The organism is Oceanimonas aquatica (assembly GCF_030732065.1).
Classification (GTDB): domain Bacteria; phylum Pseudomonadota; class Gammaproteobacteria; order Enterobacterales; family Aeromonadaceae; genus Oceanimonas.
The window spans coordinates 156,290-180,200 of record NZ_JAVBHX010000006.1 but is presented as its reverse complement, the minus strand read 5'-3'; the positions used below and the strand labels follow the sequence as shown (position 1 = coordinate 180,200).

The window sequence follows — 23,911 nt, the reverse complement described above, 5'->3', positions numbered from 1 at the left end:
TGATGTATTTTGGTTTGAAATCAGACCGGCCCGGACGGAACCGTGTCATGATGGGGCCAGGCGTTGATCACTGCCTTGACCAGGGTGGCCAGGGGAATGGCAAAAAACACGCCCCAGAAGCCCCAGAAGCCGCCAAACACCAGCACCGCCACAATAATGGCGATGGGATGCAGGTTGACCGCTTCGGAAAACAGCACCGGCACCAGCACGTTGCCGTCCAGCGCCTGAATGATGCCGTAGGCCACAATCAGGTAGAAGAATGGCGGCGTAAACCCCCACTGAAACAGCCCCACCATGGCCACAGGCACGGTGGCGGCGGCGGCGCCGATATAGGGAATAAGCACCGAAAAGCCCACCAGCACCGCCAGCAGCAGCGCATAGTTGAGCCCCAGCAGGGCAAAAGTGACGTAGCTGACCCCGCCCACGATCAGAATTTCAATCACCTTGCCCCGAACATAATTGGCGATCTGCACGTTCATCTCGTGCCACACCCGGGAAATCAGCTCGCGGTTTTCGGGCAAAAAGCGGCTCATGCTGCGGAGCAGCGCCGGCTTGTCTTTCAGCATGAAAAACACCAGTACCGACACCAGAATGAAATACACCAGCAGCACCGCCACATTGGTCAGCGAGCTGATGGACACGCTGAGAATGGCATCCGCCGAGCCCAGCAGGCGGCCACGCACGTCGTCGAGCAGGGTTTGCACCAGGGTCACGTCCACCAGTTCGGGGTACTGCTCGGGCAGGGTCAGCAGCACCTCCTGGGCCCGGTTGATCATGGTGGGAATTTCCCGTGCCAGGTTCGCGCTCTGAGTCAGAATGGAGGGCACCAGACTCACCAGCGATAACACCAGCAGCACCGCAAACAACAGCAGCACCACGCCCGCCGCCGGCCCTCTGCCCAGGCCCAGCCGGCGCAACCGGCCCACCGGCCATTCCAGCAGGTAGGCGATCACCACGGCGGCAAAAAACGGCGCCAGAATGCGCCCCATGAAATACACCACCACAAAGCCGAACAACAGCAGCAAAAACAGCACGACCGCGCCCGGATCGGAAAAGCGCTGCCGGTACCAGTGCCTGAGAATATCCAACATGCGATCTGTCCTTATGGGTGTTTGGTAACGATGAGCTCGAGCCGGTGGTTGTTGTTCTCCACCACCTCAAGCCCCTGCCCGATACGCTCGAGATAGGCGGGAATATCCTGGCGTGACCCCGGGTCGGTCAGCACCAGCCTGAGCCGTTGCCCGTTCCCGGCCGCCTTCAGCCAGAGCTTGAGCTCCAGCAGCGGCAAGGGGCAGCGCAGGGCACTGGCATCGAGCTGATCCATGACTCAATTCCTGAAAAAAGAAAGTATTATCCCCCGCCTGCGGCCCGCAAACAATGCTTGTGACGCCCGATACAGACGGTTATTCTGCCAGCCATGCACCGGCAAAAGGTTTATCTATGAGGTTACGCTCCGCGCCCCTGTTCCTGGCTCTTTCCCTGCTCCCGGCCCTGCCCGCTCAGGCCGACAACAGCCTGCCCGATATCGGCACCGCCGGGGTCAGCGCCATGTCGGTGGAGCGCGAGGTGCGCTTTGGCGAGGCCTTCAGCCGCTTTGCCCGGGCCAACCAGCCGGTGGTGGACGATCCGGTGCTCAACGAATACATCAGTGATCTGGGACTGAAACTGCTGTCCCAGGCCGATTCGGTACGCTTTCCGTTTCGCTTTTTGCTGATCCGGGATGACAGCATCAATGCCAGCGCCTTTCTCGGCGGTGTGTTGCAGCTGCATACCGGCCTGTTTCTGTATGCGGAAAACGAAAGCGAGCTGGCCTCGGTCATGGCCCACGAGATCACCCACGTCACCCAGCGCCATATTGCCCGCTATCTGGAATCCCAGTCACGCAGCACACCGCTCACCATTGCCGGCCTGGTGGGCTCGGTGGCACTGGCGGTGGTCAACCCCCAGGCGGGCATGGCCGCGCTGCAGACCACCCTGGGGCTGCGCATGCAGTCGGCCATCAACTACACCCGCGACAACGAGTTCGAGGCCGACCGGCTGGGCCTGCGCCTGCTGCACAACGCCGGCTTCGATCCCAACGCCATGGCCGGTTTCTTTCAGAAGCTGTCCGACAAGTACCAGTTTGCCAGCACGCCGCCTCCGATGCTGCTGACCCACCCTCTGCCTGTCAGCCGGATTGCCGAAGCCCGCACCCGGGCGGCGGAATACGCGGTGCGGCCCCTGCCGCCGTCGCTGAATTTTCAGCTGGCCAAAGCCCGCATCATGGTGCGGCTGCAGCAGGCCGGCACTCGGGAGCTGCACAAGTATTTTGAAAATGAAGCCGCCAAGAGTGATGCCTGGCTGCCGGATGCCGCCCGCTACGGCCAGGCCCTTGGACTGATGGCCATCAACCGGCCCGAAGCGGCCCGGCCGCTGCTGGAGCGCGTGGCCAAAGCTCACGGCAACAACCTGTTCGTGCTCGATGCTCTCACCGATCTCGACAATGCCGAAGGCCGCCACAGTGCCGCTATCAAGCGGCTGGAGCGGGCTCACAAGCGCCTGCCGGACAACCGGGTGGTGGTGATCAACCTGGCCGACACCCTGCTGCAGGCCGGCCGCCATCAGGATGCCGCCACCCTGCTCGACGACTACGCCCGCCGTCACGGCGACAATGCGCTGGTGTGGGAACTGCTGGCCCAGGCGCTGCGCCCCCTGGGTGACGAGTCCGCCTTTCGCCGGGCTCAGGCCGAGCTGGCAGCCCTGGAGGGCCGCTTTGACGTGGCGGTGCAGCAGATGGAGCTGGCCGCCACCCTGTCACAGGATGCCATGCAGCGGGCCCGCCTCGGCGCCCGGCTGGAGCAGCTGCGCCAGCAGCAGCAGGAATGGGATGCGTTGAGGAATTAATCACCCCAATAATTATCCCGCCAGCGCGCAATGTCCTCGGCCTTGAGCTCACCCTGATGGCGCTCGGCCAGCTTGCCGTCGGGATCGAGCACAAAGGTAGTGGGCAGCACGCGGGGCAACTCAAAGGGCCAGGGACCCGCCAGGCTGGCCACCACCGGCACGGTTATCGCCAGTCGTTGTTGCAGCGCCTGCAGGTCCTGCGCCGGCATGGTATCAAAACTCACCGCCAGCACCGCCGGCCCGTCGGCCTCCCCCAGCTGATTCAGCAGCGGCAGCTCGCGCAGGCAGGGCGCGCACCACTCGGCAAAATAGTTCACCACCAGCCATTCGCCCCGGTAATCCTTTAGCCTTTGCTGCTCACCGTCGGCCAGGGTCAGGGTGGCCGCTTCACGACACCCCGTCAGCATCAGCAGCGCCGTCAAAAACCCAAGCTGAAGTTTGCCCATTCCGGCTCCCCTTCTATACAATGCCCGCAGCCACGCCACAGGAGTGAATAATGAGTCTGTTTATCTACCATAATCCCCGCTGCTCCAAAAGCCGGGAAACCCTGGCCCTGCTGGAGCAACAAGGTCTGGAACCCGAGATTATCAAATACCTGGACACGCCCCCTGATGCAGCGCAAATAAAAACCCTGCTGACGCAGCTGGGCATGAACTCGGCCCGCGAGCTGATGCGCACCAAGGAAGATATCTACAAGAGCCTGGAACTGGCAGACGTCAGCGACGAAGACGCCCTGATCGCCGCCATGGTGGCCAATCCCAAACTGATTGAGCGTCCCATCGTGGTATGCAACGGCAAGGCTGCCCTGGGCCGCCCGCCCGAGCAAGTACTGGACATTCTGGCATGACCACCGCTTTCGCCCGCAAACTGGCACTCACCGGCTACCTGGGGCTGATCGTCTGGGTGGCCCTCTGGCACGGTGTGCTGTCGCCGCACCCGGAGCTGGGTGCCGGCTTTATGCTGATCATGTGGCTGCCCTGGCTGTTTATTCCCATGCGCGGCATGCTCAAGGGCAACCCCTATACCCATGCCTGGGCGGTGTTTCTGATCATGCCCTACTTTCTGCATTCCCTCACCCTGGTGTGGGTGGATGAAGGGGAGCGCTGGCTGGCACTGGTAGAGCTGCTGCTGGCCACCACCATGTTTGTGGGCAACAGCTATTACGCCAAGCTGCGCGGCCGCGAGCTGGGCCTGAGCATTCGCAAGAAGAAAAAGGATTAATGAATATAGGGGGCTGGTTTTACAGCCCCAGTATTTCCCGGGTGAAGGGCAGGCTCAGCTTGCGCCGGGCCTGAAACGAAGCGTTGTCGAGCAGATCCAATGCCGCCAGCAGGGTACTCATGTCCCGGGACAGGCGGCTCAGCAACAATCTGCCCACATCAGTGGGCAGTTTGAAGCCGCGCAGCTCGGCCCTGAGCTGCAGGGCACTGAGCTTGCCTTCGTCATCCAGGGTCTTCAGCTGATAGGCCACCCCCCAGTCCAGCCGCGAGGCCAGATCCGGCAGTGCCAGTCCCAGGTTGCGCGATGGCGCCGAGGCGCTGATCACCAGGGTGCCCGCCGCCCGCTCCCGGCGGCGATTAAAGAAGTTGAACACCGCCCGCTCCCATTCATCCACCCCGGCAATGGCGTCCAGGTTATCCAGACATACCAGTGGCAGCAGCTCCATACCGTCCAGCAGCCGGGGCGACATGCGCCGGTACGCATGCAGTGGCAGGCAGGTGGCCGCCTCGCCACCGGCGTTAACCTCGGCACAGGTGGCATGCAGCAGGTGGGAGCGCCCGGAGCCGGGCTGGCCCCAGAGATAGATGACATCGTCACCCTGCCCCAGCGCGGCATTCTTGAGGGCGGTGATCAGCTGGGCATTGTCACCCGGGTAAAAACTGGCAAAGGTTTCATCATCGGGCAGCTGCACCGCCAGCGCCAGCTGCGCCGGTTGCTGCTCGTCGTCGCCGTCCCGGCTCACCGGCCCGCCTCCGCCAGCCGGTAGCGCCGCTCGCCCGATGCCGACAGGCCGGCACCGCTCAGTGCCGGGGTGGCCACCGGCGTCGACAGCTGCAGGCGGAACCGGGCCTGATCGCCGGCACTCTCAAGCAACTGCACATCCGTAATGCCATCCAGTTTGCCCAGGCGCTGCTCCAGCCGCACCATGTCGGAGAACTGTGTCAGGCCGCTGACGATAATGGTCAGCTCACCCGGCGCATCGGCCCCCGCCGTCAGGGCCTCGGCGGGAGCGGTATTGCCCGCCCGGGGGGCCTGTTGCCCGGTCCGGTGAGCAATCCAGTAGGCATTCACCGCCGCCAGCACCTCGGCCGGCGTATCGACGTCGCCCTGCGTAAGGAAGCGCTCACTGTGCTTGTCGAACAGGCGCCAGCTCAGCCGGTTGTGCTGTTGCTGTACCGCCAGCCAGGTGTCGGCGCCGTAGCGACCGCTGGCCTCAACCAGTTGCTCGCCTTTCAGCAAAGCGCCCTTGTTCACCTGCATGTGCTCCTGCAGATCCCACAGCGGCCATAACAGCGGAATATCGTAATCGCCGGACGCCTTGCGCCAGCCGGCATCGGCTCCGTCCTGCACCCGCTCGCCGTCAACCTGCCACACCAGCAGCGCCGGGCGCTGACCGGTCCAGGCGTTCAGGCCGGCACTGTCCAGCAGAGCCAGCAGCTCGGCCTGATCAAACTGCACCCGGTAACCGCCCTGAGTGCGCTCCTGCTGCTGATAGCGGGACCAGTTTTCCAGGATTTCGTCGCGCACCCAGGAGGCTTTCCCCGGCTCACCGGCAAGGCGGACCAGCAACAGATCCACCGCCTGCTGCCGGGCCTGGGCCCGGCTGTAGGGAGCGGCGTCGAGTTGTACTTCGAACACGGAAGCGGCCGACACGCCGGCAAAACCCAGCAACATCAGCGACAGCAGCAATTGTTTCAGCATGACAGGGCCATTGTCGAAAATCGGGCGCTCATGATAACCACTGACCGGGACTCATGCCAGAATCAATGAGGCCGCTCTTTGGGCAGCACCAGGTTCAGCAAAATGCCGACAATGCCGCACAGGCTGATGCCCTGCAGGCTGAAGTCGCCAATGCCAAAGGCCATGCCGCCAATGCCGAACACCAAAATCACCGCCACAATGCACAGGTTGCGGGCGTGGGACAGATCCACCTGGTGTTTGATCAGGCTGTTGAGGCCAACGGTGGCGATGGAGCCGAACAGCAAAATCATGATACCCCCCATCACCGGCACCGGAATGCTCAGCATCAGGGCGCCAAACTTGCCCACAAAGGCCAGGGCAATGGCAAAGCCGGCGGCCCAGGTCATGATCACCGGGTTGAAGTTCTTGGTCAGCATAACGGCGCCGGTCACCTCGGAATAGGTGGTGTTGGGCGGACCGCCAAACAGCGAAGCGGCGCCGGTGGCCAGGCCGTCGCCCAGCAGGGTGCGGTGCAGACCGGGCTTTTTCAGATAATCCTTTCCGGTCACCGAGCCGATGGCCAGCACATCGCCAATGTGTTCAATGGCCGGGGCAATGGCCACCGGGATCATGAACAGCACCGCCTGCCAGTGCCATTCCGGCGCCACGAAGTTGGGCAGCGAGAACCAGGGCGCTTCCCGTACCGGGGTGAAGTCCACCACGCCCATGGCCAGGGCCATGGCGTAACCCACGGCAATGCCCGCGGTAATGGGCACCAGCCGGAACACGCCTTTGGCCACGGTAGACACCAGCAAAGTGGTAATGAGGGACGCCAGCGACAGCCACAGAGCAGTGTCGTGCGCCACCAGTACGGCACTGCCGTCACCGCTCTTGCCGATGGCCATGTTCACCGCCATGGGCGCCAGGCCGAGGCCGATGACCATGATCACCGGGCCCACCACCACCGGCGGCAGCAAGCGGGTCAGCAGGGCGGTGCCGCGCCAGCGCACCAGCTGGCTGAGCAGTACATACATGATGCCGGCCGCCATCAGGCCACTCATGGTGGCGGGAATGCCCCAGGTCTGCACGCCGTAAAGAATGGGCGCGATAAAGGCAAAGGACGACGCCAGAAAGATGGGGATCTGACGCTTGGTGCACACCTGAAACACCAGGGTACCGATACCGGCGGTGAACAGTGCCACGTTCGGATCCAGACCGGTGATCAACGGCATCAGCACCAGGGCACCAAAGGCCACAAACAGCATCTGGGAGCCGGCCAGAGCCTGGCGCAGGGGAGTATTCACCACCGGCTGACCGGGGGCCAGCTCCTGGGTGCGTTCAGCGGAATTCATTGACTGCAAACCTCAAACAAACGGAAAAAAACCGGCCTGCGCCGGTTTTGACATTACTTACTTGGTACCAAAAATCTTGTCGCCGGCATCGCCCAGCCCGGGAATGATATAGCCGTGCTCATCGAGCCGCTCATCCACCGACGCACAGTACAGCTCCACATCCGGATGGGCCGCTTCGAGCGCCTTCACCCCTTCCGGGGCCGCCACCAGCACGATCACCTTGAAGTGAGTGCAGCCATGCTGCTTGAGCAGATCGATGGTGGCGATCATGGAACCACCGGTGGCCAGCATGGGATCCACGATCAGCGCCATGCGCTCGTCGATGTGGCTGACCAGCTTGTTGAAGTAGGACACCGGCTGCAGGGTTTGCTCGTCCCGGTACACCCCTACCACACTGACCCGGGCACTGGGCATGTGCTCCAGCACGCCGTCCATCATGCCCAGACCGGCACGCAGAATGGGCACGACGGTGACCTTTTTGCCCTTGAGCTTGTCCACCTCGGTGGGACCGGTCCAGCCGTCGATGGTGGTTTTCTCGGTTTCAAAATCGGCAGTGGCTTCGTAAGTCAGCAGGCTGCCGACTTCCTTTGCCAGTTCACGAAAGCGTTTGGTGCTGATGTCGGCTTCCCGCATCAGACCCAGCTTGTGTTTCACCAAAGGGTGCTTGACCTCAACGACTTTCATCGACAACTCTCCCGACGCACTGAATAACGACACAAAAAACCGCGGGACTTTAGCATAAAATAGCGCCCGGCGGCAGACTTTCAGCACCAATTTTAGCAAAAGCTGACCGGGGCCGGCGTCCGTTGTGGCCGGGGGAGGTTTCACGGCTCCAAAGCCGCTCTCAACAGCCGCTGCCAGTGGCACTGATCCACGCATTAAATTAGAATAGCCGGCGAAACCCTTACCCTCAGGCCGGCAACGGTGCCAAAGAGCGCCGGGCGGGCTTAACACCAATGACAAGGTAATAACACGTGACGCAGAACAAACCCCTGAGCTACAAAGACGCCGGTGTCGACATCGACGCCGGTAACGCCCTGGTTGAACGCATCAAGGGCGTCAGCCGCCGCACTCAGCGCCCGGAAGTCATGGGCGGTCTCGGGGGCTTTGGCGCCCTGTGCCAGTTGCCCACCGGTTACAAAGAACCTGTGCTGGTGGCCGGTACCGACGGCGTGGGCACCAAGCTGCGCCTGGCCATCGACCTGAAACGTCACCAGGGCGTGGGCATCGATCTGGTGGCCATGTGCGTCAACGATCTGATCGTACAGGGCGCCGAGCCGCTGTTCTTCCTCGATTACTACGCCACCGGCAAGCTGGATGTAGACACCGCCGCCGACGTGGTGACCGGCATTGGTGAAGGTTGTGAGCTGAGCGGCTGTGCCCTGATCGGCGGCGAGACCGCGGAAATGCCCGGCATGTACGAAGCCGGCGACTACGACCTGGCAGGATTTTGTGTGGGTGTGGTTGAAAAGAGCGGCATTATCGACGGCACCAAGGTGGCCGCCGGTGACGCCCTGATCGCCCTGGGGTCAAGCGGCCCGCACTCCAACGGCTATTCGCTGATCCGCAAGATCCTGGAAGTCAGCAAAGCCGATCTGACCCAGCCCCTGGACAACGCCACCCTGGCCGATGCCCTGATGGCCCCCACCCGCATCTATGTGAAGCCGGCGCTGGAACTGATCAAGCAGTTCGACATTCACGCCCTGAGCCACATCACCGGCGGCGGTTTCTGGGAAAACATTCCCCGTGTGCTGCCCGAAGGTGCCAAGGCCGTCATCGACGGCGCCAGCTGGCAGTGGCCGGAGGTGTTCACCTGGCTGCAGCAGGCCGGCAACGTGGAAACCCATGAAATGTACCGCACCTTCAACTGTGGTGTGGGCATGGTCATTGCCCTGCCCGCCGACCAGGCCGAGGCCGCCGTCAAGTTCATGCAGAACGCCGGCGAGAACGCCTGGGTGATCGGTCACATCGAGCAGGCCGCCGACGGCGAAGAGCAGGTCGACATCAAATGAAACGCGTCCTGGTGCTGATCTCCGGCAACGGCAGCAATCTGCAGGCCCTGCTGGATCAGGCGGCAGAGCGTCGTCTCGGCGGCGACGTGGTGGCGGTGATCAGCAACAAGGCCGATGCCTTTGGCCTGGAGCGGGCCAGGCTGGCCGGTGTGGCCACCGAGGTACTGCCGGGCAAGGACTTTGCCGACCGGGAAAGCTTTGACGCCGCCCTGATGCAGCTGATTGACGGTTATGCCCCGGATCTGGTGGTGCTGGCCGGCTTTATGCGTATTCTCACTCCCGGCTTTGTGCGCCACTATGAAGGACGAATGCTCAACATTCATCCTTCCCTGCTGCCCAAATATCAGGGGCTGAACACCCATCAGCGGGCCATTGACGCCGGTGACGACGAGCACGGCTGCAGTGTGCACTTTGTGACCGAAGAGCTGGACGGCGGTCCGGTGATTCTGCAGGCCCGGGTGCCGGTATTTGCGGAAGACGATGCCGCCGCCGTGGCGGCCCGGGTGCAGGTGCAGGAGCACGCCATCTACCCGCTGGCGGTGCGCTGGTTCTGTGACGGCCGCCTGGCGATGAAGGGCGGCCTGGCCTGGCTCGACGGCCAGCCCCTGCCCTTGAATGGCCACGCCGGCGACTGAGTCGCCCCGGACCTGACGTAAAAAAAAGAATGCTTCGGCATTCTTTTTTTATGGCGATGAGTACAACGATGGCTAACGGGCAGGCAACAACAGCATGGCGTTGATGCCGGTGCTGGTGGCGCCCGCCAGCGTTGGGTTGCCGGCCCGCGCCAGCAGCAAGCTGGCCCTGTCGGTGGCGGCGGCCAGCCAGGCGGCCAGCGACCAGCGCCGCAGCGGCAATACCGCATCACTCAGTCCCTGTTGAACCAGCACCGGTGCCAGCACATCCATCTTTGCTGCCGGCACCATTACCCACAGGGGCCAGCCCCCCTGTCCGGCCAGCGCCTGCCCCTGCTCCAGCAGCTCGCTATCGTCTGGGCTGTCCAGCGCCACCAGCACCTGGCTCAGAGAGCGAAACCGCGCGCCCAGCAGCAACAGGGGCCGGCGCAGTCCGCCGAGCCAGGCCGGCAGCGGCTCGCCTTCTGCCAGCATCAGCACTGCCAGCTCGTCGCCGCTGCCGGCGCTCAGCAACTGCTCTCGCCTTCCCCGGGTCACTTCCCGGCTCCACTCCAGCTGCCGCTGCCGGGCCAGGGTCGCCAAGCGCTGCTCGGCCCGCTCTCTGCGCCGGCGCAGTTGCCGCGCCAGTTGCTCGGTGCTGAGCGGCCGCACCCGCCCGGTCAGCAGGCTGATTTCACGGCTGCAGGGTAGCTCGCCGCAACGCAGCAGAAACTCATCCTCCATAAACACGGTGCGCAGGCTGGCACCCTGGCCGGCGGCAAACTCCACCACCGCCTCCAGCCGCTCCAGCTCCCCGCCATTGAGCTCCAGATACCAGACAAGGCGCTGCATCATGACGTTTTCTCCCCGGCGTCGTCCTGGTCGTCATCGTGCCGGTGCAGCTTGCGCTGCACCTCGGCCAGCCGCGCCAGGCGCTGCTGCACCCGGCCATTCACCGAGTTCGCAGGAAAGTCGCCCCGGGCATTGACCTCGCCCACTTCCATGCCGGTGAGCAGGGCCAGCGCCTCATCCAGGGTCGATACCGTATACACGCGAAACTGACCCTCGGCCACCGCCTTGCGCACCTCCCGGTTCAGCATCAGGTTGTCGGTGTTGGCGGCGGGAATAATCACTCCCTGGCCGGGCGCCAGCCCCCGGGCTCGGCACACCTCGAAAAAGCCTTCAATCTTTTCGTTCACACCACCAATGGGCTGCACCCGGCCAAACTGGTTAATGGAGCCGGTCACCGCCAGCGCCTGGTTGATCGGCACTTCCCCCATGGCGGAGATCAGGGCACAACACTCGGCAATGGAGGCACTGTCGCCTTCAATCATGCCGTAGGACTGCTCAAAGGCCAGACTGGCGGACACCGGCATGGGGCCTTCGGCGGCATAGCGGTGACTGAGAAAACGGGACAAAATCAGCATGGCCTTGGCGTGCACGGCGCCGCTTAATTTCACTTCCCGTTCAATATCGAGCACAGATCCTGTGCCCAGCCGGGCGGTGGCAGTAATGCGCGCCGGCTGGCCAAAACGGTAATTGCCCAGATCCAGCACCGTCAGGCCGTTGACCTGACCGACCACGGCGTCTTGTGTATCGATGAGCTTGCTGCCGCGCAGAATCGACTCTTCCATACGCCTGTGTATGCGTGCGGCCCTCCGCTGCCCGGCACTCAGCGCCCGCTCCACCGCCTCGCCATTGATGTGGGCCTGGCTTTCGCTTTCAGTCAGGTAGTTGGCCTCCTGCAGCACGTCGGTCAGCTCCTCGGTCAGCGCCGACAGCCGCTGCTGATCGTCCGCCAGCCGGCCGGCATACTCGATCATGCGGGCCACCCCACAACGGGTAAGCGGGCGTAGATCCTGCTGACGCGCCAGCCAGCCAATAAAGCGGGCATAGCGCTGCAGGCTTTCACTACTGACTTCAATGTCGTCGTTATAATCGGCCTGTACCTTGAACAGCTTGCCAAAGTCCGGATCGTAGGCCGCCAGCAGGTAATAAAGCCGGCGATCGCCGATCAGGATCACCTTGAGCTCCAGCGGCACCGGCTCCGGCTCCAGACTGACGGTGCTGGCCAGGCTGTAAAAGCGCTCCAGTGATTCGATGCGGATCTCCTCGGCATACAAGGCCCGCTTGAGCACCTCCCATACCATGGGTTGCTGCAGCAGCCGCTGTACGTCGAGGATCAGGTAGCCGCCGTTGGCCTTGTGCAGGGCGCCGGCGCGGATCAGGGTAAAGTCGGTGATTAGCGCCCCCTGCTCCACATGATGCTCCACCCGGCCCAGCAACCGGACCAGGCTGGGCCAGTCTTCGTAAACTACGGGGGCCCCCTGGGTGTCGGCGTTGTCTACCAGCAGATTGAGCCGGTAGCGGGTAAGCAGGTGAGCCGGCAGCTCCCCTTCGCGCATGTGCGCCAGCAGCAGGTTGACGTTGCCCGACAAGTCCTGCTGAATGGCTTCCAAGTGATGAATGGCCGGCTCGCAGCCGGCATATTCGGTGCGCAGTTCATCGATCAGGTTACCGCCGGCGAACATGACCATTTCTTCGTTCAGCCACTGAATGTGCTGCTGGGTTTCCCGCTTCCACTGGGGAAACTGCTGCAATACTTCCTGCAGCCGCGCTTCCACCCGCTCGATGGCCTGCTCCATGGCGAGGCGTTCCGTTTCGGGCAGCTGGCGAAAGTGCTTGGCATCAAGCACGTCACCGTCCTTTTTCGGCGCCAGGGTAAAGCCGGTGGGGGTATTGATCAGCGCTACTTCTTCGGCCTCGGCCAGGGCCTTGATTTCGCTCATGGCCGTGCTCTGGCGCTCGGCCAGCTGCTGGTTCAGTTCGTCCAGCCGGTTGTGGTATTCCTCGGTTTCAAAAATCGCCGGAATCGACAACAGCAACTCTTCCACCAGCTTGTCGAGACTGGCGCGAAAGCGCCGCCCCACGCCCGCCGGCAGCACCAGCAGCTCGGGACGTGTCGCTTCTTCAAAGCCGTGCACGTAACACAAGTCCGCCGGCACCGGCTCGGCTTCAGCGCGGCCGGCGAGAAAACGCCGGACCAGAGTGTGCCGGTTACAGGTTTCCGGCGCCATCATGTAGATGTTAAAGCCCTGCCGACGAATGCCGGTGCCGAACGACAGCGCTTCCAGCAGTTGCTCCTGACCCACCAGGGCGCCACTGTCGGTGAGCTCGTCGGTGGTGGTAAAGGTAAACAGGGCCTCATCGCAGGCGCGATAAAGCCGGTGCGGTTCAAGGGGGGATGCAGCAGTCATGACCAGCCTCGTGCAGAAACTCTGCACCAAGCTTAGCCAATAAGCCTTAAGGCGTGGGCTCGGCGCCGTTACTCGCCACCCGCTCGCCCAGCCAGAACAGGCTGTATTCGCCGGGCTGCATTTTGTGCCAATGCTCGTTGTTGGTAAGCGGCTGGGTGGCGATCACGGTAACGATGTCGTTGGGGGTAGTTTCCTGCTGAAAATCGATCTCCACGTCCTCGTCAATCAGCCTGGCCGGGCCAAAGGGCGCGCGGCGGGTGATCCAGTGCAGGTTGTTGGTGCAATAGGTCATCAGGTATTCGCCGTCGGAGAGCAGCATGTTGAATACCCCCAGGGCGCGCAGCTGATCGCACAATTTGGCCACATAGCGGAACATGGCGGCCATGTTGCCGGGTTTGCGCGGGTACTTTCGCTCCAGCTCGTTCAGCAGCCAGCAAAAGGCCAGCTCGCTGTCGGTGTCGCCCACCGGCTTGTGGCGGCCGGTCTTGAGCTTTTTATAACCGCTGAGCTGGCCATTGTGGGCAAAGGTCCAGTAACGGCCCCACAGCTCCCGGGTAAAGGGATGGGTGTTTTCCAGGGCAATGCCGCCCCGGTTGGCCTGGCGAATGTGGCTGACCACGGCGCAGCTCTTGATGGGGTATTCCTGCACCAGCTGGGCAATGCGCGACTGGCTGGACGGCTGCGGGTCCTTGAAGGTTCGCAGCCCCTTGCCTTCGTAAAATACAATACCCCAGCCGTCCTTGTGGGGGCCGGTGCGCCCGCCCCGTTGCATCAGGCCGGTAAAACTGAAACAGATATCGGTGGGAACGTTAGCGCTCATCCCTAGCAATTCACACATGCGGCTTACCCTTGCTCCATTTCCTTTTCGACCAGCTGGATCAGGATGTGAATGATCTTGATGTGCACTTCCTGAATGCGATCGGCATAACCGAAGTGCGGCACGCGAATTTCCACGTCTGCCAGTCCCGCCATTTTGCCGCCGTCCTTGCCGGTCAGCGCTATGGTCTTGATGCCTTCGGCTTTGGCTACCTCGATAGCCTTGAGAATATTGGCCGAATTACCGCTGGTCGACAGCCCCAGCAATACGTCCCCTTCCCGGCCCACGGCTTCCAGGTAGCGGGAGAATACAAACTCGTAACCAAAGTCGTTGGACACGCAGGACAAATGGCTGGGATCGGAAATGGCGATGGCCGGGTAGCCGGGACGGTTTTCCCGGTAACGACCGGTCAGCTCTTCGGCGAAGTGCATGGCATCGCAATGAGAGCCGCCATTGCCGCAAGACAGCACCTTGCCGCCGGCCTTGAAGCTGTCGGCCAATAATTTGGCGGCCCGTTCAATGGCGGCGAGATTGGCGTCATCGGCCAGAAAGCGGTTCAGCACCTCGGCGGCTTCGTTCAGCTCGCTGCGGATCAGACTCTGATACATGTAGTGGCCTCTTGCTTGCGGTAAAAGCGCATTTTGGCACAAGTGGCTCAAGGCGCAAAGCCGAAGGAGTCCGGGGCCTGGGGCGTGCAAACGTCCGCCGGCAATACGTGACATTGGTCACACTCGGCTTTTTAAGTACAATATTGCCAAGCTTTTAATACAAATTACTCACAGGTCTGGCACATGGACGCAAAAAACCGTATCGCCGCATTAATCGAACACCTCCAGCATGGCCTGCTGGAGCGGGAAACCCCGGCCCGGCTGGCCCTGCTGGCGGCCCTTTCCGGCGAGCACCTGCTGCTGCTGGGCCCGCCCGGCACCGCCAAGAGCGAGCTGTCGCGGCGGCTGCACACCCTGATGGCCGACGGCAGCTATTTTGAACGGCTGCTGACCCGCTTCTCGGTGCCGGAAGAGCTGTTTGGCCCGCTCTCCATCAAGGCGCTGGAGCAGGACCGCTACCTGCGCCAGACCAGGGGCTACCTGCCCGAGGCCTCCATCGCCTTTATCGACGAGATTTTCAAGGCCAACAGCGCCATTCTCAACAGCCTGCTGACCCTGCTGAACGAGCGCCAGTTCGACAACGGCAACGAGCGCCTGCCGGTGCCGCTGGTATCGGTGATTGCCGCCAGTAACGAGCTGCCGGACGGAGCCGAGCTCAACGCCCTGTATGACCGTTTTCTGCTGCGTTTTCAGGTGGCCCCGGTGGGCGACGACGCCTTTACCGGCCTGCTCACCCTGAACAGTGCCTATCAGGATCCGGCGGCCGAGCTGAAGCTGACCGGCGCCGAGCTTTCCGCCCTGCGCCAGGAAGCCGAACAGCTGCCGCTGTCGCCGGCGCTGATCCGCCTGCTGCACAGCCTGCGCCGTTTTCTCGCCGAGCAGGAAATTCCGGTATCCGACCGGCGCTGGCGCAAGGTGGTCAAGCTGCTCAAGGTGTCGGCCTGCTGCAACGGTCAGCAACAGGCAGACTTGCTCGACGCCTGGCTGCTGCCCCACTGCCTGTGGCAACAGCCGGAGCAACAGGGCCGCCTCGCCGACTGGCTGCACGAACACATTGCCGCCGATCCGGGCTTCAGCCCGCAACTGGTAAGCGACATGGTGGACAGCTGGCAGGAGCGGCTGGATCAGGACGCCGACCCGGTGCTGCCGTCCCTTAACGAGCAGGGCTATCAGCTTTATCTCGACGAACAGGGCCAGCCGGTCACCGAAGCCAAGGGCCAGCGCCAGAAACGCAACGAAGCCGGACAACTGCTCTATCGCCAGCCCCGGCTGCCGGACTCGGTATTTACCGAGCAGGAAATTCAAAATTTGGGCGGCAACCGGGATCAGTATCAGCCGCTGATGGAAGAATATGTGCGCCCCAGCGCCCTGCAACCCAAGGCCTGGCCCGCCAGCCATGTGGCCTCGCGCCTGCGCCAGCTGGATGAACGCATCGACGAGCTGGCCCAGTATCTGGCCTGGCTTGAAACCCAACAGCAGGGTCTGGGCCAGCGCCTGCGCCAGCACCTGTGGCTGAGCCCGGAGCTGGGCGAGCGCGCCCGCAGTCAGCTGGAACAACAGCAAGCCGCACTGAGCAGCCAGCATGAGCGGCTGCAGGCGCTGCGCCTGGCCTTTGCCGACCTGCCGGTTGAAGACTGATATGGCTCCCGCCCAAAGCGCCGGTTTGGCTCCCTTAAGCGAGCTGCCCGAGAGCCTGTTCAGCCTGGTGGTGACCCATCCCCTGGGCAGCCTCTTGCCCCGGGCCAACCGGGTGCTGGCCCTGCTGAGTGAGCTCGACAAGGGCCGGCTGCCTTCTCCCGGTGACTGGCTCGGCACCAGCACAGAGCGGCGTATTCGCCAGCTGCTGGTGCGATCCAGTGCACTGGAGTACTGCAAGGACACCCCGGATGTGGCCCGAGCCATCGTGCAGGATATTTTGCTGGTACTGGAGCAGGTGGAGCTGACCTGGCCGGCCACCGCCGGTCTGCTAACGCAACAGGGCATCTCGCCCGAGCGGGCCGAGCGCCGCGCCCGGGCCCGGCACACGCGCAAAGCCATCGCCAAACTGGCGGAGCAGTGGCAGCAGCGCATCAGTCTGTGGCAGGCGCTGGATGACGTGGCCGAGGAATTCGGCATTGCACCGGCCATCGGCACCGACAAGGACAGCGGCAACCTGCGCGACCGGGCCTGGTTCGATCTACTGCGCCTGGCCCGCTGGGTGGCGGACATTCGCCAGCTGCAAAACCTGCTCAAACTCATGGGCCAGCAGCGCCCGGATCCGGAGCAAAGCGCAACCTTAAGCCAGCTGCAGCAAATGATGAGCCCCCGTGATAACGGCCCCCGGGAACGGCGATTACCGGGCATTCCCATGGAAACCCAGGGCATTACCCGCTCCGATAATCTGTCGCGTATGCTGGCACTGGAAGCGGCCCTGCTGGGACACCCGTCATTGCACATGCTGTGGCATGCCCGCCGGGCCGAGCAAAGCCTGCTCAGCTATGCCGTGGCCGGAGTCATGCCCATCGACTCGGGCAACGACTGGCCCCTCCCCCGGGCCGGCAAGGGCGAAGGCGACGGCAAGGGCACCCAGCAGGGTCCCATTATTCTGTGCCTGGACACCTCTGCCTCCATGCACGGCCTGGCCGAACAGGTGTCCAAGGCCATGGTGCTGGAAGCCCTGCGCATGGCCAAAAATCAGCAGCGCGGCTGCTTGGTGTATCTGTTTGGCGGTGCCAATGAGCTGCTGGTGCTCGACAATCAGACCCTGACCCTGCCCGAGCTGCTCGACATGCTGCGCGGCTCTTTCAGCGGCGGCACCGATGTGAGCACACCGCTGAACGCTGCCCTGACCCGGCTGCAACAGCAGGAATGGCGCCAGGCCGACATTCTGCTGGTAAGCGACGGGGAGTTTGAAGTGTCCAGAGAACTGCAGGATCAGGTAGAGCACGGCAAGGAGGCGCTGGGCGTGCGCCTGTTTGGCCTGCAACTGGGTTACGCCACTGCCCTGCACGCCATGCGCAAGGTGTGCGACCCCGTGCACCTGTTCAGCGACTGGCGCAGCCTGGAGCAGGCGGCCAGAGCCTAACTTTTCACCATCACCAGCCGGGGCTCGCCGGGGCCGAAGTAATCTTCTTCCCTACCGGCTTCGGCAAAGCCAAGACGTCGGTAAAGCTGCAGGGCCGGGTTGTCGGGCAACACCGTCAATTTAATTTTTCGACAGCCCTGGCTTTCCAGTGCGTTCACCGCCGCCTGCAGCAGCTGCCGTCCCAGCCCTTGTCCGCGGGCCGCCGGTGCCACCGCCAGGGACAATATCCAGCCCTCACCAGTCGCTTCGCCCCGGCCCGCCAGGACATAACCCAACAGTTCGCTCTTCTCCTCGGCCACCAGCAGTGAGCCCGGCCAAAGATCCCAGGCCTGGCGCAGAAAAAAGTCCGGGTAGCCGTGTTCGCCAAAGGCGTCGCATTCCAGGCCGTAGACCGCCGCGAGATCGGCCCTGGTTGCGGTTCTGATGTTCATCTTTTTACCCTTTCCGCTATGTCGGGCGTTATGGTAAGGCAAAGGCCCTCCGCTCGCTTCCTTCGTGTTTATGGCTGTTTAAATAATGAGCAGGCGACTAAGCTTCAGTGAGTGAACACAAGGAGGCCGCATGGAATGGAAAAAAGGCTGGTGGTGGCTGTGGCTGCTACTGTTCAGCGCCATGGCACCGGCTCAGGAACGCTACTGGCAACTGGATATTAAAGGCGCCATCGGTCCCGGTATTTCCGATTATCTGGTCACCGAACTCAACCGGGCTCAGGTTGAGCGCCCGGCGCTGATCCTGATGACCATGGACACCCCCGGTGGCCTGTACAGCGCCACCCGCGACATTATCAGCGCCATGCTGGAATCCAGCGTGCCGGTGGTGGTCTATGTTTCTCCCGGCGGCGCCCGCGCCGCTTCCGCCGGTACCTATATTCTTTACGCCAGCCATGTGGCCGCCATGGCGCCGGGCACCCACCTGGGTGCCGCCACCCCGGTACAGATGATGCCCACCGGCACGCCGTCTCCCGGCGAGCAAGACAAGGACGAACATGACGGCGAAGCCTCTCCTTCACCGGATGGCAGCGCCATGGAGCGCAAGTCCCTCAATGACGCCATTGCCTACCTGCGCAGCCTGGCCCAGTTGCGCGGCCGCAATGTGGAGTGGGCCGAGCAGGCGGTACGCGACGCCGCCACCCTCACCGGCAGCGAGGCGCTGGAGCAAAACGTGATCGAGTTGCTGGCCAGTGATATTCCCGATCTGCTGCAGCAACTGGATGGCCGCGAAATCGCCCTTAAAGACGGTGTCGTTACCCTGGTTACGGCGGGGCTCATCGCCGAACAGCGCCAGCCCGACTGGCGCCAGCAATTCATCATTATCATCAGCAATCCCAATATTGCCTACCTCTTGATGCTGGTGGGGGTATACGGCTTGCTGCTGGAGTTTTACAGCCCGGGCTTTGGCGTGTCGGGCGTGATCGGTGCCATCTGCCTGCTGCTGGCCATGCTGTCGTTGCAGATGCTGCCATTCAATACCGTGGGGCTGGGGCTGCTGGCCCTGGGGCTGGCGCTGATGGTGGCGGAAGGGCTGTCGCCCAGTTTTGGTATTCTCGGCGGCGGCGGCCTGGTGGCCTTTGTGCTCGGCTCGGTATTGCTGTTCGACACCCCCGACGAGGCCTTTCGCGTGGCCTGGCCCTTTATTGCCGCCTTTACGGTATTTTCCCTCACCCTGATCCTGGTGGTGGTACGCATGATCGTAAAACAGCGCCGGGCGGCACCGGTGTCGGGCGCCGGTGCCATGATCGGCGAACAAGGCATCACGCTCACCGCACTGGATCCCGCCGGCACCGTGCTGGTACAGGGAGAGCGCTGGCAGGCCCAGAGCCAGACCGCCGTGGCCGCAAACCGTCCCGTTATCGTGGTGGCGGTACGGGATCTTGAACTTGAAGTGGAACCAGTGAAGGAGACACAGGCATGATCATCGACCTACTTTATTTTCAGCTGCTGATCGTCATTCTGGTGGTCATGCTGTTTGCCAGCATGTTCCGCATTCTGCGGGAATATGAGCGGGGCGTGGTGTTTCTGCTGGGCCGCTTTTACAGGGTCAAGGGGCCGGGCTTTATTATTCTGATCCCCTTTGTGCAGCAAATGGTGCGGGTGGATCTGCGGATCGTGACCATGGATGTGCCCTCCCAGGATCTGATCTCCAAAGACAACGTCACCGTGCGGGTGAACGCCGTGCTGTATTTTCGCGTGCTGGATCCGCAAAAGGCGATCATCAACGTGGAGAATTACCTGGAAGCTACCAGCCAGCTGGCCCAGACCACCATGCGATCCGTGCTCGGTCAGCACGAGCTGGACGAGATCCTCTCGGCCCGGGACACCCTGAACGCGGATCTGCAGCGCATTCTCGATCAAAGTACCGACGGCTGGGGGATCAAGGTAACGGCGGTAGAGATCAAGCACGTGGATCTGGACGAATCCATGATCCGGGCCATTGCCCGCCAGGCCGAAGCAGAGCGCTCCCGCCGGGCCAAGGTGATCCATGCCACCGGTGAGCTGGAGGCGTCGAAACAACTGCTGGAGGCGGCCCGCATGCTGGGCCAGCAGCCGGAGGCGATTCAGCTGCGTTACCTGCAAACCCTCACCGAAATCAGCAGCGATAACAGCAAAATAGTGGTATTCCCCCTGCCCATGGAGCTGGGCAAGATCCTGCAGAAAATGATCGCAGACGAGCCCCCGGAAGATCCCGAAGCACCCACGCAAATGACGTGAGTCTCCTTCACAGCCTACCCCTTGGCAGGGGAGAGGTGCATAAAAGGAAGGCGCGCTTTATTCCCTCCCCTTTTCAAGGGGAGGGTCAGGGTGGGGTTGTGAAGAGGATTACCGAATATTCAAGGGTTCAAAGCCTTTAATCAGCTCGTCCAGGGCCTTGAGCTGGGCCAGGAAAGGCTCGAGCTTGTCGAGCGGCAGGGCGCTGGGGCCGTCGCAGCGAGCCTGCTCCGGGTTCGGGTGGGCTTCCAGAAACAGACCGGCCAGACCGGTGGAAAGCCCGGCGCGGGCCAGATCCAGCACCTGCTCGCGGCGGCCGCCCGAGGCCTCACCCAGCGGATCACGGCACTGCAGGGCGTGGGTCACATCAAAGATGATGGGCGCATCAGCGGTGGCCTTTTTCATCACCCCAAAACCGAGCATATCCACTACCAGGTTGTCGTAACCGAAGTTGCTGCCCCGCTCGCACAGGATTAACTGGTCGTTGCCACACTCGATGAACTTGTCGGTGATGTTCATCATCTGACCAGGGCTCAGAAACTGGGGTTTCTTGATGTTGATCACCCGGCCGGTGTCGGCCATGGCCTTGACCAGATCGGTCTGACGGGCCAGAAAAGCGGGCAGCTGGATCACGTCCGCCACTTCGGCCACCGGGGCCGCCTGGTGGGGCTCGTGCAGATCGGTAATCACCGGTACCTTGAAGGTATCCTTCACTTCCTGCAGCAGCTTCATGCCCTCTTCCAGGCCCGGACCACGAAAGGAATGAATGGACGAGCGGTTGGCCTTGTCCCAGCTGGCCTTGAACACATAGGGAATGCCCAGTTTCTCGGTCACTTTCACATAGTGCTCACAGGCCTGCATGGCCAGATCCCGGGATTCCAATACATTAATGCCGCCAAACAGCACCATGGGCTGGTCGTTGGCGACCGCAATGTCATTGATATGTACGGTTTTCATCTCGGCTCCTTAGTGGAGGATTTTGGGGCTCAGATCGAGGCCCGCTATCTGGGCTTTCAGCACGTCGGCGATGGGATCGTCCGGGCAGTGCTCAATAAAGAATTCAAAGTCGTCGGCGGCCAGTTGTCCGCAGTCCAGCTGCTCATACAAAAAGCCCCTGTCCCGCCGTTCAAAGGGGCAGTCGGGCTTGAGCCGCAGCAGCAGTTCGCTGCAGGCCAGCGCCTTGCCAAACTGCTGGTCGTTGATAAAGGCCGCCTTGGTCACGTTCAGCAGCCGCGCCAGGATGTCCGCATCATCGGCGCCCTTGAGATGCTGCGGCGTCAGCCGGGCCAGATTGCCCTGCGCGCCCCGCAGCAACTGCTCGATTTCATTACGGGACAGCTGCCGGCCGGTAAAGGGATCGATAACGGCCCCCTCTTCTTCCGAGAAGACCCGCACCAGAAAGTGACCGGGAAAGCAGATGCCCTCGGCTTCTACGCCAAAGCGCCGGCACAAGTGAATAAGCAAAATGCCCAGGCTCACCGGAATGCCTTCCCGCCGCGCCAGTACCCGGTTCATCAGGCAATTATCGATGGAGAAAAAGGTCTCGCTGTCCCCGGCAAGGCCCAGGCCCTGATACAGGCAGGGCAGCAGGTGCAGGGGCATCACCATGCCTTCCAGCTCCTCGGCCAGGGCCCGCTCGAGGGCGAACAGTTCCCGCTCGGCCTCGTCCCGGGCCTTCAGACCCGCCAGGCTTTCCACCACGTCCAGCGCCAGGGTCATCAGATCGAGGGGTTCCTCGCTCTGCCAGCGCGCACTGATATTGCTTTCAAGCATGCTCTCTCCCGGGCCAGCGGCCCAGTGTCACCCTGTCCTGCCCGCCATAGTCGCGCAGGGTGGTGACCTGTTCAAAACCGTTGTCGATAAAAATGGATTGCACAGCTTCACTCTGCTGCCAGCCGTGTTCTACCAGCAGCCAGCCGCCGGCCACCAGGTGTGCCGGCGCTCGGCTGGCAATATGGCGAATATCGGCGAGGCCCTGATCCTCAGCCACCAATGCCGACAGCGGCTCGAAGCGCACATCGCCTTGCGCCAAGTGCGGATCGGTCGCGTCGATATAAGGCGGGTTGGACACGATCATGTCAAAGGTGAGCCCGGTCAGGGGCGCCAGCCAGCTACCTTCCCGCACCTCCACCTCAAGCCCCAGGCGCGCGGCATTGCGCCGGGCCAGGGCGGCGGCTTGCAGATTGAATTCCACCGCCAGCACGGTATCGAGGGGACGTTCGCTTTTCAGCGACAGCGCAATGGCGCCGGTGCCGGTACCAAGATCCACCACTCGCGCTGGTCCCTCGGGCAGACGCGCCAGCGCAGCTTCGACCAGCACCTCGGTATCGGGCCTCGGGATCAGGGTATCGGGGGATACTTCCAGCATCAGCGACCAGAACTCTCGCTGGCCGGTAAGATGAGCCACCGGCTCGCCGGCCTGGCGGCGGGCCACCAGTTGCGAAAGCGTGTCCTGCTGTTGCGCAGGCACCTCGTACTCGGGCCAGGCCAGCAAAAAGCTGCGCGGCTTGTTCAGCACGTGGCACAGCAACACGTCGGCATCCAGGGCCGGCGACTCGCCCCCGGCCAGCTGTTCGCGCAGCTCTGCGCGCAGTTCACTCAGAAGCATTACTGTCCCGCCAGGGCGGCGAGCAGGTCGGCCTGGTGCTCCTGCAAAATGGGCTGGGTCAACATCTCAAGCTGGCCTTCCAGCACTTCGCTCAGCCGGTACAGGGTGAGGTTGATGCGGTGATCCGATACTCGCCCTTGCGGGTAGTTGTAGGTGCGAATGCGATCGGAGCGATCGCCGCTGCCCAGCAGGTTGCGCCGCTCGCTCTGCTCTTCGGCATGGCGCTTGTCCTGCTCGGCCTGAGCCAGGCGCGAGGCCAGCACCGCCATGGCCTTGGCCCGGTTCTTGTGCTGGGAGCGCTCGTCCTGGCATTCCACCACCATGCCGGTGGGCAGATGAGTAATGCGAATGGCCGAGTCGGTCTTGTTGACGTGCTGACCACCGGCACCGGAAGCGCGAAAGGTGTCCACCTTCAGATCCGCCGGGTTGATCTCCGGGGCCTCGGCCTCGGGGATCTCGGGCATCACCGCCACCGTGCAGGCGGAGGTATGAATGCGACCCTGGGATTCGGTCTCGGGCACCCGCTGTACCCGGTGGCCGCCGGACTCGAACTTGAGCTGGCCATAGACGCCGGCCCCTTCGATGCGGGCGATGATTTCCTTGAAGCCGCCGTGCTCGCCCTCGCTGGCGCTGACGATTTCCACCCGCCAGCGCTGGGTCTCGGCATAGCGGCTGTACATGCGAAACAAATCACCGGCAAAGATGGCGGCCTCGTCGCCGCCGGCACCGGCACGAATTTCCAGAAAACAGTTGTTGTCGTCTCGCGGGTCTTTGGGCAGCAGTAAAATCTGCAGTTCCTGGCTCAGGGTCTCGATGGCGGCCTCGGCGGCGTCGATCTCTTCCCGGGCCATGGCTTTGAGCTCGGCATCGTCTTCGGCCAGCATTTCCCGGGCTTCGGCCAGGTCTTGCTCGGCCTGGCGGTAGCGCTGAAAACAGGCCACTACGTCTTCCAGCTGGGCATATTCCCGGGTCAGGGCCCGGTATTGCTCCTGGTTGTTGATAACCGTTGCCTCGCCCAGCAGCGCCTGCACTTCCTGGTAGCGTTCTTCCAGGCCTTCCAGTTTCTTCAGTACGGATTCGTTCATCGAGGGTC

The 23,911-nt window shown here is 62.7% G+C and carries 25 protein-coding genes; 9 read left to right on the top strand and 16 right to left on the bottom strand.

What is annotated here, in order from left to right:
• Positions 1 to 20 precede the first annotated feature (20 nt).
• Both Q9290_RS10505 and Q9290_RS10500 read right to left on the bottom strand, forming a co-directional pair.
• Complete coding sequence (locus Q9290_RS10505; protein ID WP_306079603.1) at positions 21 to 1,091, bottom strand: AI-2E family transporter; 1,071 nt, start codon at positions 1,089 to 1,091, stop codon at positions 21 to 23.
• A gap of 11 nt (positions 1,092 to 1,102) precedes the next feature.
• On the bottom strand, positions 1,103 to 1,324 hold the full coding sequence (locus Q9290_RS10500) for a sulfurtransferase TusA family protein (RefSeq protein WP_306079602.1): 222 nt from the start codon (positions 1,322 to 1,324) through the stop codon (positions 1,103 to 1,105).
• Between the two features lie 116 nt (positions 1,325 to 1,440).
• Between Q9290_RS10500 and bepA the strand changes: the two genes are divergently transcribed.
• Complete coding sequence (bepA, locus tag Q9290_RS10495) at positions 1,441 to 2,883, top strand: beta-barrel assembly-enhancing protease (RefSeq protein WP_306079601.1); 1,443 nt, start codon at positions 1,441 to 1,443, stop codon at positions 2,881 to 2,883.
• Here bepA and Q9290_RS10490 read toward each other — a convergent pair.
• Positions 2,880 to 3,329, bottom strand: coding sequence for a TlpA family protein disulfide reductase (locus tag Q9290_RS10490; protein WP_306079600.1), 450 nt, complete (start codon positions 3,327 to 3,329; stop codon positions 2,880 to 2,882). The two genes, bepA and Q9290_RS10490, sit on opposite strands and share 4 nt — an antisense overlap.
• 50 nt (positions 3,330 to 3,379) lie before the next feature.
• Here Q9290_RS10490 and arsC point away from each other — a divergent pair, with 50 nt between their 5' ends.
• Together arsC and Q9290_RS10480 are read left to right on the top strand one after the other, a co-directional pair.
• The gene (arsC, locus tag Q9290_RS10485) at positions 3,380 to 3,730 is read left to right on the top strand and encodes an arsenate reductase (glutaredoxin) (protein ID WP_306079599.1); all 351 of its coding nucleotides are present in this window, start codon (positions 3,380 to 3,382) and stop codon (positions 3,728 to 3,730) included.
• Positions 3,727 to 4,104 (top strand): DUF2069 domain-containing protein, encoded by a 378-nt coding sequence (locus tag Q9290_RS10480; RefSeq protein WP_306079598.1) that lies wholly within the window; start codon positions 3,727 to 3,729, stop codon positions 4,102 to 4,104. The genes arsC and Q9290_RS10480 overlap by 4 nt, the downstream gene beginning before the upstream one ends.
• 19 nt (positions 4,105 to 4,123) lie before the next feature.
• Here the strand turns inward: Q9290_RS10480 and hda are convergent, their stop codons facing one another.
• From hda to upp, 4 genes are all read right to left on the bottom strand, one after another.
• Entirely contained in the window at positions 4,124 to 4,846 is a 723-nt protein-coding gene (gene hda, locus Q9290_RS10475; RefSeq protein WP_306079597.1) for a DnaA inactivator Hda, read from the bottom strand.
• The gene (locus Q9290_RS10470; RefSeq protein ID WP_306079596.1) at positions 4,843 to 5,805 is read right to left on the bottom strand and encodes a DUF2066 domain-containing protein; all 963 of its coding nucleotides are present in this window, start codon (positions 5,803 to 5,805) and stop codon (positions 4,843 to 4,845) included. The genes hda and Q9290_RS10470 overlap by 4 nt, the downstream gene beginning before the upstream one ends.
• Before the next feature lie 62 nt (positions 5,806 to 5,867).
• Positions 5,868 to 7,136, bottom strand: a complete 1,269-nt coding sequence (locus Q9290_RS10465; protein WP_306079595.1) for a uracil-xanthine permease family protein — start codon at positions 7,134 to 7,136, stop codon at positions 5,868 to 5,870.
• A 57-nt stretch (positions 7,137 to 7,193) separates the two neighbouring features.
• Positions 7,194 to 7,820, bottom strand: coding sequence for a uracil phosphoribosyltransferase (upp, locus tag Q9290_RS10460; protein ID WP_306079594.1), 627 nt, complete (start codon positions 7,818 to 7,820; stop codon positions 7,194 to 7,196).
• Between the two features lie 290 nt (positions 7,821 to 8,110).
• On the opposite strand from upp, the gene purM reads away from it, so the two are divergent.
• On the top strand, positions 8,111 to 9,148 hold the full coding sequence (gene purM / locus Q9290_RS10455) for a phosphoribosylformylglycinamidine cyclo-ligase (protein WP_306079593.1): 1,038 nt from the start codon (positions 8,111 to 8,113) through the stop codon (positions 9,146 to 9,148).
• Complete coding sequence (purN, locus tag Q9290_RS10450; RefSeq protein WP_306079592.1) at positions 9,145 to 9,783, top strand: phosphoribosylglycinamide formyltransferase; 639 nt, start codon at positions 9,145 to 9,147, stop codon at positions 9,781 to 9,783. The genes purM and purN overlap by 4 nt, the downstream gene beginning before the upstream one ends.
• A 72-nt stretch (positions 9,784 to 9,855) precedes the next feature.
• Here the strand turns inward: purN and Q9290_RS10445 are convergent, their stop codons facing one another.
• The 4 genes from Q9290_RS10445 to lpcA are packed head-to-tail and all read right to left on the bottom strand — an operon-like array spanning position 9,856 to position 14,441.
• On the bottom strand, positions 9,856 to 10,614 hold the full coding sequence (locus tag Q9290_RS10445) for a hypothetical protein (protein ID WP_306079591.1): 759 nt from the start codon (positions 10,612 to 10,614) through the stop codon (positions 9,856 to 9,858).
• A complete protein-coding gene (locus Q9290_RS10440; protein ID WP_306079590.1) occupies positions 10,611 to 13,016 on the bottom strand; it encodes a Lon protease family protein in 2,406 nt (801 codons plus the stop codon). The genes Q9290_RS10445 and Q9290_RS10440 overlap by 4 nt, the downstream gene beginning before the upstream one ends.
• A 46-nt stretch (positions 13,017 to 13,062) precedes the next feature.
• Positions 13,063 to 13,854, bottom strand: a complete 792-nt coding sequence (locus Q9290_RS10435; protein WP_306079589.1) for a class II glutamine amidotransferase — start codon at positions 13,852 to 13,854, stop codon at positions 13,063 to 13,065.
• Positions 13,855 to 13,859: 5 nt separating this feature from the next.
• Positions 13,860 to 14,441 carry a D-sedoheptulose 7-phosphate isomerase gene (lpcA, locus tag Q9290_RS10430; RefSeq protein ID WP_306079588.1) on the bottom strand — a complete coding sequence of 194 codons (582 nt, stop codon included), beginning with the start codon at positions 14,439 to 14,441 and terminating at the stop codon, positions 13,860 to 13,862.
• Positions 14,442 to 14,624: 183 nt separating this feature from the next.
• On the opposite strand from lpcA, the gene Q9290_RS10425 reads away from it, so the two are divergent.
• Together Q9290_RS10425 and Q9290_RS10420 are read left to right on the top strand one after the other, a co-directional pair.
• Entirely contained in the window at positions 14,625 to 16,079 is a 1,455-nt protein-coding gene (locus tag Q9290_RS10425; protein ID WP_306079587.1) for an AAA family ATPase, read from the top strand.
• Position 16,080: 1 nt separating this feature from the next.
• Positions 16,081 to 17,505, top strand: coding sequence for a vWA domain-containing protein (locus Q9290_RS10420; protein ID WP_306079586.1), 1,425 nt, complete (start codon positions 16,081 to 16,083; stop codon positions 17,503 to 17,505).
• Here the strand turns inward: Q9290_RS10420 and Q9290_RS10415 are convergent.
• Positions 17,502 to 17,936, bottom strand: coding sequence for a GNAT family N-acetyltransferase (locus Q9290_RS10415; protein WP_306079585.1), 435 nt, complete (start codon positions 17,934 to 17,936; stop codon positions 17,502 to 17,504). The two genes, Q9290_RS10420 and Q9290_RS10415, sit on opposite strands and share 4 nt — an antisense overlap.
• Before the next feature lie 130 nt (positions 17,937 to 18,066).
• On the opposite strand from Q9290_RS10415, the gene Q9290_RS10410 reads away from it, so the two are divergent.
• Together Q9290_RS10410 and Q9290_RS10405 are read left to right on the top strand one after the other, a co-directional pair.
• Positions 18,067 to 19,416: an NfeD family protein gene (locus Q9290_RS10410; protein ID WP_306079584.1), complete on the top strand. Its 1,350-nt coding sequence runs from the start codon at positions 18,067 to 18,069 to the stop codon at positions 19,414 to 19,416.
• A complete protein-coding gene (locus Q9290_RS10405; RefSeq protein WP_306079583.1) occupies positions 19,413 to 20,213 on the top strand; it encodes a slipin family protein in 801 nt (266 codons plus the stop codon). Before Q9290_RS10410 ends, Q9290_RS10405 begins: the two co-directional genes overlap by 4 nt.
• Positions 20,214 to 20,321: 108 nt before the next feature.
• Here Q9290_RS10405 and kdsA read toward each other — a convergent pair whose 3' ends face one another.
• The 4 genes from kdsA to prfA are packed head-to-tail and all read right to left on the bottom strand — an operon-like array spanning position 20,322 to position 23,903.
• Positions 20,322 to 21,167 (bottom strand): 3-deoxy-8-phosphooctulonate synthase, encoded by an 846-nt coding sequence (gene kdsA / locus Q9290_RS10400; protein WP_306079582.1) that lies wholly within the window; start codon positions 21,165 to 21,167, stop codon positions 20,322 to 20,324.
• A 9-nt stretch (positions 21,168 to 21,176) separates the two neighbouring features.
• Entirely contained in the window at positions 21,177 to 21,983 is an 807-nt protein-coding gene (locus Q9290_RS10395; RefSeq protein WP_306079581.1) for a SirB1 family protein, read from the bottom strand.
• Positions 21,976 to 22,818 carry a peptide chain release factor N(5)-glutamine methyltransferase gene (gene prmC, locus Q9290_RS10390; RefSeq protein ID WP_306079580.1) on the bottom strand — a complete coding sequence of 281 codons (843 nt, stop codon included), beginning with the start codon at positions 22,816 to 22,818 and terminating at the stop codon, positions 21,976 to 21,978. Before prmC ends, Q9290_RS10395 begins: the two co-directional genes overlap by 8 nt.
• Positions 22,818 to 23,903 carry a peptide chain release factor 1 gene (gene prfA / locus Q9290_RS10385; RefSeq protein ID WP_306079579.1) on the bottom strand — a complete coding sequence of 362 codons (1,086 nt, stop codon included), beginning with the start codon at positions 23,901 to 23,903 and terminating at the stop codon, positions 22,818 to 22,820. The genes prmC and prfA overlap by 1 nt, the downstream gene beginning before the upstream one ends.
• Positions 23,904 to 23,911 lie beyond the last annotated feature (8 nt).